The organism is Streptomyces sp. NBC_01498, assembly GCF_036327775.1.
GTDB lineage: Bacteria > Actinomycetota > Actinomycetes > Streptomycetales > Streptomycetaceae > Streptomyces.
This window is the reverse complement of the sequence record NZ_CP109598.1, coordinates 4,549,845-4,561,777: the sequence shown is the minus strand read 5'-3', so window position 1 is coordinate 4,561,777 and position 11,933 is coordinate 4,549,845. Positions and strand designations below refer to the sequence as shown.

Here is an 11,933-nt window from a genome sequence, read left to right as displayed (position 1 = left end):
ACGGAGGTACGCGGAGGTACGCGGAGGTACGCCAGCGGATGTAGGGGGACGTACGCGGGTGTCGCCGTCGGGCGCATGCGGAGGTACTCGGGCGCACGCGGATGCCGACGCGCGCCGTGGTCAGGCGCCGCGCCGTGTACGCGGGTGTCGCTCGCCGTCGGGCGGATGCGGGCGCATGCCGGATCGTCGGCTGTCGTCGGACGACGCGGACCCACTCCGGCGCACGCGGATGCCGACGCGCGCCGTGGTCAGCGCGCCCCCTGGTCAGGCGGCGGTCTGCTCCTGGACCGCCGGGCGGCGGCTCGCGATGACCTTGCGGGCGAGCGAGCGCGGACTGGTCAGGAAGCCGAACCCCCACGACATGTGCATCGTGGCGAGAGCGAGCGGGATCTGGAGCCGCGCCTTGAGGGGCAGGCCCCGGCCCGCCGGTATCGAGCCCGCGACGATCGCCGCGAGATAGCCGCCGGGGACGATCAGCGCCCAGGGGCTGACGGCCAGACCGACGACAAGGCCCGCGACGTTGGCGCAGACCGCGACCGGCGGCGCGAGATAGCGCAGATTGATCGAGCCGGCGTGGAAGCGGGCGACGACATGGCGCCAGCGGCCGTAGTCCTTGTACTGCTTGGCGAGCGCACGCACGGAGGGCCGCGGCCGGTACTGGACGCGCAGCTCCGGCGAGAACCAGATCCGGCCGCCGGCCTCCCGGATGCGGAAGTTCAGCTCCCAGTCCTGGGCGCGGATGAACTCCTCGTTGTAGCCGCCCTGTTGCTCCAGCGCGGCACGCCGGAAGACGCCGAGGTACACGGTCTCGGCGGGCCCGGCCTCACCGCCGGTGTGGAACGCCGCGTTGCCGACGCCGATCCGGGAGGTCATCGCCGCCGCGACGGCGTGCTCCCAGTCGTTCTCGCCCTCGGCGTGCATGATGCCGCCGACGTTCTGCGCGCCGGTCTCCTCCAGGAGCCGTACGGCGGTCGCGATGTAGTTCGGCGAGAGCATGCCGTGGCCGTCGACCCGGACGACGACGGGGTGCCTGGACGCCTTGATGGCCGCGTTGAGCGCCGCAGGGGTACGGCCGGTGGGGTTCGGCACGGTCCGTACCCGGGCGCGGTCGCCGTCCGCCGTCTCCCGGACGAGTTCGGCGGCGATCTCGTCCGTACGGTCCGTGGACGGGCCCAGGGCGATGACCACCTCCGTCTCGCCGTCGTACTCCTGCTCCAGGATGTGCCGGACGGAGTTCCTCAGATGCCGTTCCTCGTTGAGCACCGGCATGATCACGGAGACGGCGGGCGGCTGGGCAGGCATGTGGTCCTTCGGGCGTCCGGGAAAGGGGTGTGTCGGGCGCTCCACGTTACCGCGAACGGGGGACCCCGGCGCGCGTCGGGCGGGCGCAGCGCAAGGCTGCTGATCGTATGGGCCTACGTTGCGTCCCCCGGCGCCCCCTGGGCCTCCCCCGGCCGGCCGTCGCCCCGCCGTTCCCGCCTCTCCCGTCGTCCCCCTTCCTTCCCGTCACCCCCTTCTCCTCCCCTTCTCCTCCCCTTCTCCTCCCCTTCTCCTCCTCCCGAGTTCATTCCTCTCTTCTTCTCGTTCCTCTCGTTCCTGTCACCCGCGGAGGTGTCCCCCGTGCCCCCACCACCCCGCTCCCCCCGTGCCCGTCCCCGTCCCGCCGGCCGGCCCGGTCCGGCGCAGACCGGCGTACGGAAGGGCCGGGCCGTACGCGGCGGAGGGCGGGCCGGGCGGCCGGGGCGCCCCCGCTGGGGGATGCGGGTGGCCACGGCGCTGTCCGTGCTGGTGCTCGGCGCGGGTGGCATCGGCCATGCCGTGGTGACGAGTCTCGACAGCGGGATCGGCCGGATCGATCCGTTCAAGGACATGAAGAACCGGCCCGACGGGGGCCATGGCATGAACATCCTCCTCGTCGGCACCGACGGCCGCGACAAGATCACCAAGGAGGAGCGGCGCAAGTACCGCCTGGGCGGCGCCCCCTGCCGCTGCACCGACACGATCATGCTGGTGCACATCTCGGAGGACCGGGAGCGGGCGAGCGTGGTGAGTCTGCCGCGCGACAGCTACGCCGAACTGCCCTCGCACACCGACATCACCACGGGCAAGCGGCACGGCGCGCACGCGGTGAAGCTCAACGCGGCGTACTCGGAGGGCGGTCCGCAATTGACGGTCCGGACCGTGGAGACCATGACGGGTGTGAAGATCGACCACTATCTGGAGGTCGACTTCACCAGCTTCATGAAGACCGTCGACGCGCTCGGCGGGGTGGAGGTCTGCACCGCGAAGCCGCTGAAGGACTCGCACACCGGTCTCGAACTGACCGCGGGCACGCATGAACTGGACGGCGGGCAGGCGCTCCAGTACGTACGGTCGCGCTATCTCGACGGCTCCTCCGACCTCGGCCGGATGCAGCGCCAGCAGCGCTTCATGGCCGCGCTGATCAAGCAGGCGACCAGCAGCGGAGTCCTGCTGAACCCGGTGAAGTTCCGCGAGGTGACCTCGGCGATGCTCGGCTCGGTGCGGGCGGACAAGGGTTTCGGTACGCGGGAGATGCTGGCGCTGGGCGAGGCGATGCGCGGCTTCGGCCCGTCGTCGTCGGAGTTCACGTCGGTCCCGGTGAACGAGCGGAACCTGGCGGTCCAGGGCATCGGCGCGACGCTGACGTGGGACCCGGTGAAGTCGAAGAACCTCTTCCGGGCGCTGCGGGAGGACCGGCCGCTGACGCCCCCGGCGCCCGGGGGCCGGGGCGGACCACCGGCGCCGGCGCCGAAGCAGCAGCGCGCCGCCATGGTCGAGGTGGCCCCCCGGCAGATCCGGGTGCAGGTCTACAACGCGACCCGGCAGGACGGTCTGGGCCGACGCGTCGACGGCGCCCTGCGCGGGACCGGCTTCAACACCACGCGGGCGCCGCTGAACCACATGGGCCCGGAGGTGGCCCGTACGCGGGTGCTGTTCGATCCGCGCTGGGACCGGTCGGCCAAGTCCCTGGCGGCGGCGCTGCCGGGCTGTGAACTGCGGCCGGTGCCACGGCAGGGGGCGACGCTGAGGGTGATGGCGGGCACGGACTACACGTCGGTGCGGCCGGTGCGGGCGGAGGATGTGCGGCGGGGCGAGTTCGGGGCGGTGACGGGCGACCAGGTGGTCTGCCCGTAGGGCCGGGTGCCGGGCGGGGTCCGGTACGGCCGGGTCAGCCGTGCCGTACGGCGAGGTCAGCCACCCGGTGTCCGGCAGGTCCGGGGGCCGACGTCCCGCAGGTCCCGCGTCCGCCGGTTCAGTCGCTGAGCCGTGCAGTCGTCAGTCGTCAGTCGTTGATGCCCTCGGCGGCGCGCTTCTCGCGCAGGTCCTTGATGGCGCGGCGCCGGGCGAGCCGGTGCGTACGCCGGATCTGCGCCTCCTGGTGGCGCCGCTGGTCGCGCTCGGTCTCCGGGACCACCGGCGGTACGGGACGGGGCCGGCCCTCCGCGTCGACGGCGGCGAAGACGAGATAGGCGCTGCCGACCTGCTGGGCCGGGGTGGACTCGTTCCAGCGCTCGGCGAGCACGCGGACGCCGACCTCCATGGAGGACCGGCCGGTCCAGTTGACCTGGGCCTTCACATGGACCAGGTCCCCGACGCGTACCGGCTCAAGGAAGACCATCTCGTCCATGGACGCCGTGACGGCGGGCCCTTCCGAGTGCCGGCCCGCGACGGCGCCGGCCGCGTCGTCGACAAGCTTCATGATCACGCCGCCGTGCACCGTGCCGAGGAGGTTGGTGTCGCTGCCGGTCATGATGTGGCTGAGCGTGGTGCGGGACGCCGAGGTGGGCTTACCCGGAATATCTGTCTCGGGCCGGACGGCCTGGTCTGTCATGTCCTCCACCCTATGCGGGGGTCCGGAACGGTCCGCAATGCATCAGCTTGGCAACAGGGACGCTGTGATTTTTCTCCACCCCTGTGTGCGCGGCACGTCGGAGCCGCACACTGGTCCGCATGAGCGAATGGCCTGATGGATGGAACGGCGACCGCGCCGACCGCGGCGGCGACCGCGGCGGTGAGCGCTACGGACGCGGCAGCGCGAGCGCGCAGCCCGAGGGTGCGCGCGCGATGCCGCACGTGCAGCGGCGCGCCGTCCCCCAGCAGCAGTCGCCGGGGCACGACGGGGCGTACGGCCCTCCCCCGTACAACAGCGACTACAACACCGGACAGGTCTACGGCTCCCCGGCGGGCCAGGGACCGGGCGGACCGCCGCGGGTGCCCCGGCAGGGGTCGTACGACGACGGTTACGGCGGTACTCCCTCCTACGCACCGGACTGGCGGCGCCGTATCAAGATCACCGCGACCTCCCTGGTCGTCGTCGTACTGGCGGTCTCCATAGGCACGTACTTCTGGGCGGACTCCAAGCTCAAGCGCGAGGTCGACCTGTCGAAGGTGATCGAGCGGCCCGAGGCGGGCGAAGGCACGAACTATCTGATCGTCGGCTCGGACAGCCGCGAGGGGATGTCCGCCCAGGACAAGAAGGATCTCCACACGGGCAGCGCGGAGGGCAAGCGCACCGACTCGATGATGATCCTGCACGACGGCTCGAACGGCCCGACGCTGATCTCGCTGCCGCGTGACTCGAACGTGGTGATCCCCTCCTTCAAGGGCTCGGAGTCCGGGAAGATGTTCCCGAACACGGGCCGCCAGGTGAAGCTCAACGCGGCGTACGCGGAGGACGGGCCCGAACTGCTGGTCCGTACGGTCGAGTTCAACACCGGGCTGCACATCGACCACTACGTCGAGATCGGCTTCGCGGGCTTCGCCAACATCGTGGACGCGATCGGCGGCGTCGAGCTGGACATCCCGAAGGCGTTCAAGGACAAGAAGTCGGGCGCGGACTTCCAGGCGGGCAAGCAGACGCTGGACGGCGAACAGTCCCTGGCGTTCGTCCGCACCCGGTACGCGTTCGCGGGCAGCGACCTGGACCGTACGAAGAACCAGCAGAAGTTCCTGGCGGCCCTGGCCTCCCAGACGGCCACCCCCGGCACGATCCTGAACCCCTTCAAGCTCTACCCGACGATGGGCGCGGGCCTGGACACCCTGATCGTGGACAAGGACATGTCCCTGTGGTCACTGGGCCAGATGTTCTTCGCGATGAAGGGCGTCACGGGCGGCGACGGCACGTCGATGAACATCCCGATCTCGGGCAGCACGGGCGGAAACCTGGTCTGGGACAAGGCGAAGGTCAAGCAGCTGGTGGAGCAGCTGAACAACGACGAGAAGGTGACGGTCAAGTCGAACTGACGGGCCACGCCCGCGCGGGCTGACCACCTACGGATATCCGTAGGTGGTCAGCCCGCCGCCTTGAAGTGCATCCGATGCTCGTGCAGCTCATGGGCGCGACAGCGTTACATGTTGCTGCTGAGCGGGGGGCTTGTCGGCACGGTTGGCGAAGGAGTTCCCGAGTGGCTGCGTCAGTTCGACCTTGCCGGATGATGATGCGGGCTCAGTGAGCTGATCCCCGCCTCGCGTCGCGGAGAGCTGGCGTCGCCGCCGCGTTCTCGTCTCTCAGAGAAGGACGCGTGCGACTCGCCTCCTGAGACGTTCATCAGCCAGGCTCTCCACTCGGCGCCATGCGTAATCCGCGACCTCTTCGGTCTGCGGTTCGCCGATGTCGGCGGTGGTACGGAAGAGGAACCGGAAGTCGAAGTGCTGGTGGTGGCCCCACTGCTGCGGGCGATATCGATGAAGTGCAGGGCCTGAGTGAGGCCGCCGGCACCACGGCGGGGTACCCGCACCCGACCGCGAGTCCATCGCGGCAACCTGGCTCTCCTACTTCAACAGGTGATCATCATGCCCATCACGGCCCAGCACATCCGCTCCACGCTCGCCGCGTACCTCGACGAGCGCCCCGAGGACGGGCGCGAGACCAACGTCGTCCAGGGCGACCCGCGATGATGGAATCCTCGTCCTCGATCGGGCCACCCGCACAGCCGCGCAGTACGGACTCGTGCACCAACTACGCAGCATCGAGGGCATCAGGGCCATGAACGCGGGGCCGACTTGCCCCCGGCTGCGGTGACCAGGGAGAGACGCGTGAGCGACAACCAGCAGGCCGTCACCGAGGACCAGTGGCACCGGGCCGTGCTGATCTGGGACCACCACCAGATGCACCACCAACTGCGGCCTGTCGATGCGGCGATCGGTCTTGGCAGCCATGACCTCGGCGTCGCCACTCGCTCCGTCGAGCTCTACCGCGCCGGTCTGTTCCCGACTTTGGTTTTCACCGGCGGCAACAGCCCCACCACCGCCCAGGTCTTCCCGCGCGGCGAGGCCGTCCACTTCCGTGAACACGCCATCGACCTGGGCGTCCCCGCCGAAGCGATCCTGCTGGAACCGGACGCCGGAAACACCGGGCAGAACATCACCCTCTCCCGTGCGGTCCTCGCCACCGCCGGCATCACCCCGAGCACGGTGCTGCTGGTCTCCAAGCCCTACATGGAACGGCGGTCGTTCGCGACCGCCCGCAAGCTGTGGCCCGATGTCGAGATCCTCTGCGCGTCGGAACCGCTGGAGTTCGACGACTACGTGAAGTCCATCGGGGACGAGAAGCTCGTCCTGGACATGCTCGTCGGCGACCTTCAGCGGGTCATCGAGTATCCGAAGCTCGGATTCGCCATCGAGCAGGAGGTCCCGGAGGACGTGCACGCCGCGTACGAATCCCTCATCCGCGACGGCTTCACCAGCCGTCTCATCACTTCCTGACCTGCCGGGGCCCGGTGGGTTGTGCGCCATCCACCAGCCCAACCGCTTCCCGAGACTGACCACGCCGACCAAGCTGTTCGCGGGCGGACTACTGGATTGTCCTGAACGACGCGCAGTTCACCCCCCGCGACTTCCAACACCGAGCCCGGCTCCGGACCCTTGACGAACCGGGTCGTCGACAGTGGCTGACCATCCCCACCCACCTCCCTCACAGGCGGCCGACACTCATTCGGGACGCGCTGATCGACGATCCCGGCCGGGCCCGCCGGAAGACCGCGGGGACGCTGCGGCAGTACTACGGAGCCAGCCCTTACTGGCCTGCGCTCGCGCGATCCCTGGCCCCGGTACCGGACGCCCACGGCACGGGCAGGATCGCCACGGTTGCCGACGTCTCCACCCGCGCGCTGCTCGGCCGGCTCGGCTGGCAGGGCAAGATCCATACAGCAGCGGCCTCCCGGCCGGACTGGGCCGCTACCAGCGGCTCGCCGATCTCTGCGCCTTCACGGGTGCCCGCGCGTACCTGTGCGGAACCGGCGGCATGACGTACCTCGACTCGGCTCCATTCGCCGCCGAGGGCATCGCCGTACTGCCGTTCCAGCCGCCGACGATCGGCATCTGATCCTCCGGTCGAAGCCTCAGTTCGCTGTGGGCGCTGGCAGCACTCGGCCCGCGGGAGGTGGCTGCCCGCATGCGGCAGCTCGCCTGCGGACCGGTTCGTCGAAGTGGCGGGCGAGCCGGGTGAGGGTGGCGTGCTCGTCGCGGCCGGGGGCGGGGGCGGGAGCGGGCATGCCGAGCATGGCGTATCCGGTGACGAGGTGGGGGTCGAGGTGCTCGTGGTGGCGGCCGGGCCGTGGAGGTAGGCGGTCAGCCCCGTAGGTACCGGTGCGTGGTCACCCGTCGCGCCGGCGGTCGCTTAGCGCACGATCTCCATGGGCCCGCGTGCCGCGCCGTCTCAGCGGCAACAGGTGGGCCCGTAGGGCGTCGTGAGGGAGTGCGGGGTCTCGTCGTACGGCCTGTCGAGCTTCCACGCGACGACGTCCCGGGGCGTTGTCAGTGGCCGTTGATAGCTTCTCTGCATGATCAGAACCGAGCCCCGCACCGGCGGTGGGAAGGGAAGCCCGCGCGTGGTGCCCGATCGGCATCCCGGCTTTTCGGCCACCGAGACGGTGGGCGGCAATGACCGGTCGGCGAAGACTGCCGTATCCGGGCATCGGTTTCCGTGGCCCGCCGCGGCGAAGCTTTCCGCACCGGCCACTCGATTATTCGACCAGTTGACGACTCGACCACGGAGGCACTCACCCATGAGACCGATCCGCGCCGTTCTCCTCGTCGCCGCCACCGCCCTGGTGCCCGCCCTCGTCCTGACGAGCCCGGCTTCCGCCGCCGGTTCCCCGGCCGCGTCGGCGATCGTGGCGGACGCCGCCGGGACACCGGCGGACGACGTGCCGGTGGACGACATGTCGGAGGACGACCTCCGTATCGCGATCCTGCGCATTCTCGCGGACGAGAACAGTGGCCGAGGAGTCGCCCGGGAGGCCACCAAGGCCCTGAACGACGGCAGCCCGGAGGCGATGCGCGCCTTCATCGAAACCGGCTACCGGCTCGCGCAGGCCGAGGACGACCGCGTCGCCACCGCCCGCATCCTCCACAAGGCCACCCAGAACGGCGACCGAGCCGTCATCCGCGAAGCCAACCGAACCCTCGACACCAACACCCCCGAAGCCCTCCGCGCCTTCATCGAAACCGGCTACCGCCTCGCGCAGGCCGAGGACGACCGCGTCGCCACCGCCCGCATCCTCCACAAGGCCACCCAGAACGGCGACCGAGCCGTCATCCGCGAAGCCAACCGAACCCTCGACACCAACACCCCCGAAGCCCTCCGCGCCTTCATCGAAACCGGGTACCGGCTCGCGCAGGCCGAGGACGACCGCGTCGCCACCGCCCGCATCCTCCACAAGGCCACCCAGAACGGCGACCGAGCCGTCATCCGCGAAGCCAACCGAACCCTCGACACCAACACCCCGGAAGCCCTGCGCGCCTTCATCGAAACCGGGTACCGGCTCGCGCAGGCCGAGGACGACCGCGTCGCCGTCGCGCGGATTCTCGCGGACCCGACCATCAGCGACGCTCTCCGCGCCGCCGCCGAGGTGGTCATCGACGGTACGCCGGACGAGCTGCGGTACTTCGTGGTGACCGGGCAGTACGAGATAGACGGCTGACCGACAGCTGATCAACTGGTGATCGACGTCTGATCGACAACTGACCCACGGCTGACCCACGGGGGCCCGAGGCCGAGGATCGTCCCCGCCACAAGGCGGGGAGGCGGGGACGATCCTCCTACGAGGCCCTGGGAGCTACGGCAGGTTCCTGGCCATCACGATCCGCTGCACCTGGTTGGTGCCTTCGTAGATCTGGGTGATCTTGGCGTCGCGCATCATCCGTTCCACCGGGTAGTCGCGCGTGTAGCCGTAGCCGCCGAGGAGCTGGACCGCGTCCGTCGTGACGTCCATCGCCACGTCCGAGGCGAAGCACTTGGCCGCCGCGCCGAAGAACGTGAGCTGCTCCTTGTCGCCGCCGTCGCTGACGCGCTGGGAGCGGGCCGCCGCCGAGTAGGTGAGCTGGCGGGCCGCCTCCAGCTTCATCGCCATGTCCGCGAGCATGAACTGGACGCCCTGGAAGTCACCGATCGGCTTGCCGAACTGCTTGCGCTCCTGGACGTAGCCCGTCGCGTAGTCCAGCGCGCCCTGGGCGATGCCGAGGGCCTGGGCCGCGATCGTGATGCGGGTGTGGTCCAGGGTCTTCATCGCCGTGGCGAAGCCCGTGCCCTCCTCGCCGATCAGGCGGTCCGCCGGGATACGGACGTTGTCCAGGTAGACCTCGCGCGTCGGGGAGCCCTTGATGCCGAGCTTCTTCTCCGGGGCGCCGAACGAGACACCCTCGTCGCCCTTCTCGACGACGAACGCCGAGATGCCCTTCGTACGGCGGTCGGGGTCGGTGACCGCCATGACCGTGTAGTACTCGGAGACACCGGCGTTGGTGATCCACCGCTTCACGCCGTTGAGGACGTAACCGTCGCCGTTCCGTACGGCCTTGGTCTTCATGCCGCCCGCGTCCGAGCCGGCGTCCGGCTCGGAGAGGCAGTACGAGAACATCGCGTCGCCCTTGGCCAGCGGGCCCAGGTACTTCTTCTTCAGGTCCTCGCCACCGGCCAGGATCACCGGCAGCGAGCCGAGCTTGTTCACCGCCGGGATCAGGGAGGACGACGCGCAGACGCGGGCCACCTCCTCGATGACGATCACCGTGGCCAGGGCGTCCGCCCCGGCGCCGCCGTACTCCTCGGGCACATGGACGGCGTGCAGATCGGCGGCGACCAGCGCGTCCAGCGCCTCCTGGGGGAAGCGCGCCTCCTCGTCCACGGCGGCGGCGAACGGCGCGATCTTCGCCTCGGAGAGCGAACGCACGGCGTCGCGGAGCATGTCGTGCTCCTCGGACGGGCGGTACAGGTCGAAATCAGCCGATCCGGCCACGGTCTTCCACTCCCCTGCATGCTAACTACCGTTAAGTAACTCCGATTTTAGAGGCCCGGCCCCCATCGGCGTACGTGAGTTTCCCGACAGCTCCCGCACCTTGCCGCACGGGCGCCCGAGGGGGTGCGGGCGGGGCGCGGATATGCTCGGGCCGCGTGCTCCGGTGCGATCGCAGTCGCGTTCGCACCCAGGGGCCGCACCGCATACCGACCGCACTACCAGGAGCACCCCATGGCCCTCAAGATCACCGTGATCGGTACCGGCTACCTCGGCGCCACCCACGCCGCGGCCATGGCGGAACTGGGCTTCGAGGTGCTCGGGCTCGACGTCGTCCCCGAGAAGATCGAGATGCTGTCGGCCGGCAAGGTGCCGATGTACGAGCCCGGCCTCGAAGAGCTGCTGCGCAAGCACGTCGCCGGTATCGAGGGATCGACCGGGCGGCTGCGCTTCACCACCTCCTGGGAGGACGTCGGCGCTTTCGGAGACGTCCACTTCGTCTGCGTGAACACCCCGCAGAAGCACGGCGACAACGCGTGCGACATGAGCTACGTCGAGAGCGCCTTCGACTCCCTCGCGCCCCTGCTCGACCGCGCCGCGCTGGTCGTCGGCAAGTCGACCGTGCCGGTCGGCAGCGCGGAGCGGCTGGCCCGGCGGCTGACCGAACTGGCCCCGGCGGGCCCGGACGTGGAGCTGGCCTGGAACCCGGAGTTCCTGCGCGAGGGCTTCGCCGTCCAGGACACCCTCCACCCGGACCGGATCGTCGTGGGCACCGGCAGCGAGCGCGCCGAGAAGCTGCTGCGCGAGGTGTACGCGACGCCGCTCGCGGAGGGGTCGCCGTTCGTCCTGACCGACTTCCCGACCGCCGAGCTGGTGAAGACCGCCGCCAACTCCTTCCTCGCGACGAAGATCTCCTTCATCAACGCGATGGCCGAGGTCTGCGAGGCGGCCGGCGGCGACGTGGTGAAGCTGGCGGAGGCCATCGGGTACGACGACCGGATCGGGAAGAAGTTCCTGCGCGCCGGGATCGGCTTCGGCGGCGGCTGTCTGCCCAAGGACATCCGCGCGTTCATGGCGCGGGCGGGCGAACTGGGCGCGGACCAGGCGCTGACGTTCCTGCGCGAGGTCGACTCGATCAACATGCGGCGCCGGGGTCACATGGTGGAGCTGGCGCGCGAGGCCGTCGGCGGCGACTCGTCGTTCCTGGGCAAGCGGGTCGCGGTGCTGGGCGCGACGTTCAAGCCGGACTCGGACGACGTACGGGACTCCCCCGCGCTGAACGTCGCCGGTCAGATCCACCTCCAGGGCGGCCAGGTGACCGTGTACGACCCGAAGGGCATGGACAACGCGCGCAGAGTCTTCCCGACCCTGGGGTACGCGGATTCCGCGCTGGAGGCGGTGCGCGGCGCGGACGTGGTGCTGCACCTGACGGAGTGGCGCGAGTTCCGTGAGCTGGACCCGGCGGCGCTGGGCGAGGCCACGTCGCGTCGGCTGATCCTGGACGGCCGCAACGCGCTGGACCCGGCGGTCTGGCGCGCGGCGGGCTGGACGTACCGGGCGATGGGGCGGCCGAGGGCCTGAGCGCCGGGCGGGCGCCGGCCCGGGAGCCGGACGACCCCCAGGGCCCGACCCCGGTGTACGGGACCCGGGTCCCGGCTCCCGTACACCGGGCCCCCGCCCCTC

At 70.3% G+C, this 11,933-nt stretch carries 10 protein-coding genes; 7 read left to right on the top strand and 3 right to left on the bottom strand.

Features of this window, described 5'->3' with window-relative positions; all coding sequences use genetic code 11:
* Positions 1 to 264 precede the first annotated feature (264 nt).
* A complete protein-coding gene (locus OG875_RS19585) occupies positions 265 to 1,302 on the bottom strand; it encodes a glycosyltransferase family 2 protein (RefSeq protein WP_330175514.1) in 1,038 nt (345 codons plus the stop codon).
* 318 nt (positions 1,303 to 1,620) lie between these two features.
* On the opposite strand from OG875_RS19585, the gene OG875_RS19580 reads away from it, so the two are divergent.
* Entirely contained in the window at positions 1,621 to 3,156 is a 1,536-nt protein-coding gene (locus tag OG875_RS19580) for an LCP family protein (protein ID WP_443079143.1), read from the top strand.
* Between the two features lie 148 nt (positions 3,157 to 3,304).
* On the opposite strand, the gene OG875_RS19575 is transcribed toward OG875_RS19580, so the two are convergent.
* On the bottom strand, positions 3,305 to 3,853 hold the full coding sequence (locus OG875_RS19575; RefSeq protein ID WP_330175513.1) for an acyl-CoA thioesterase: 549 nt from the start codon (positions 3,851 to 3,853) through the stop codon (positions 3,305 to 3,307).
* Between the two features lie 119 nt (positions 3,854 to 3,972).
* Here OG875_RS19575 and OG875_RS19570 point away from each other — a divergent pair, with 119 nt between their 5' ends.
* The 5 genes from OG875_RS19570 to OG875_RS19545 all read left to right on the top strand — a co-directional run bounded on the left by OG875_RS19570 (position 3,973) and on the right by OG875_RS19545 (position 8,945).
* Positions 3,973 to 5,265 (top strand): LCP family protein, encoded by a 1,293-nt coding sequence (locus OG875_RS19570; protein WP_330175512.1) that lies wholly within the window; start codon positions 3,973 to 3,975, stop codon positions 5,263 to 5,265.
* A gap of 792 nt (positions 5,266 to 6,057) precedes the next feature.
* Complete coding sequence (locus OG875_RS19565) at positions 6,058 to 6,726, top strand: YdcF family protein (RefSeq protein ID WP_330175511.1); 669 nt, start codon at positions 6,058 to 6,060, stop codon at positions 6,724 to 6,726.
* Between the two features lie 95 nt (positions 6,727 to 6,821).
* Positions 6,822 to 7,268, top strand: coding sequence for a WbqC family protein (locus OG875_RS19560; RefSeq protein ID WP_330177818.1), 447 nt, complete (start codon positions 6,822 to 6,824; stop codon positions 7,266 to 7,268).
* Entirely contained in the window at positions 7,247 to 7,345 is a 99-nt protein-coding gene (locus tag OG875_RS19555) for a hypothetical protein (protein WP_330177817.1), read from the top strand. The genes OG875_RS19560 and OG875_RS19555 overlap by 22 nt, the downstream gene beginning before the upstream one ends.
* Positions 7,346 to 8,027: 682 nt before the next feature.
* The gene (locus OG875_RS19545) at positions 8,028 to 8,945 is read left to right on the top strand and encodes an ALF repeat-containing protein (protein WP_330175510.1); all 918 of its coding nucleotides are present in this window, start codon (positions 8,028 to 8,030) and stop codon (positions 8,943 to 8,945) included.
* Between the two features lie 135 nt (positions 8,946 to 9,080).
* Here the strand turns inward: OG875_RS19545 and OG875_RS19540 are convergent, their stop codons facing one another.
* On the bottom strand, positions 9,081 to 10,253 hold the full coding sequence (locus tag OG875_RS19540) for an acyl-CoA dehydrogenase family protein (RefSeq protein ID WP_330175509.1): 1,173 nt from the start codon (positions 10,251 to 10,253) through the stop codon (positions 9,081 to 9,083).
* 231 nt (positions 10,254 to 10,484) lie between these two features.
* On the opposite strand from OG875_RS19540, the gene OG875_RS19535 reads away from it, so the two are divergent.
* Complete coding sequence (locus OG875_RS19535) at positions 10,485 to 11,831, top strand: UDP-glucose dehydrogenase family protein (RefSeq protein WP_330175508.1); 1,347 nt, start codon at positions 10,485 to 10,487, stop codon at positions 11,829 to 11,831.
* Positions 11,832 to 11,933: the final 102 nt, after the last annotated feature.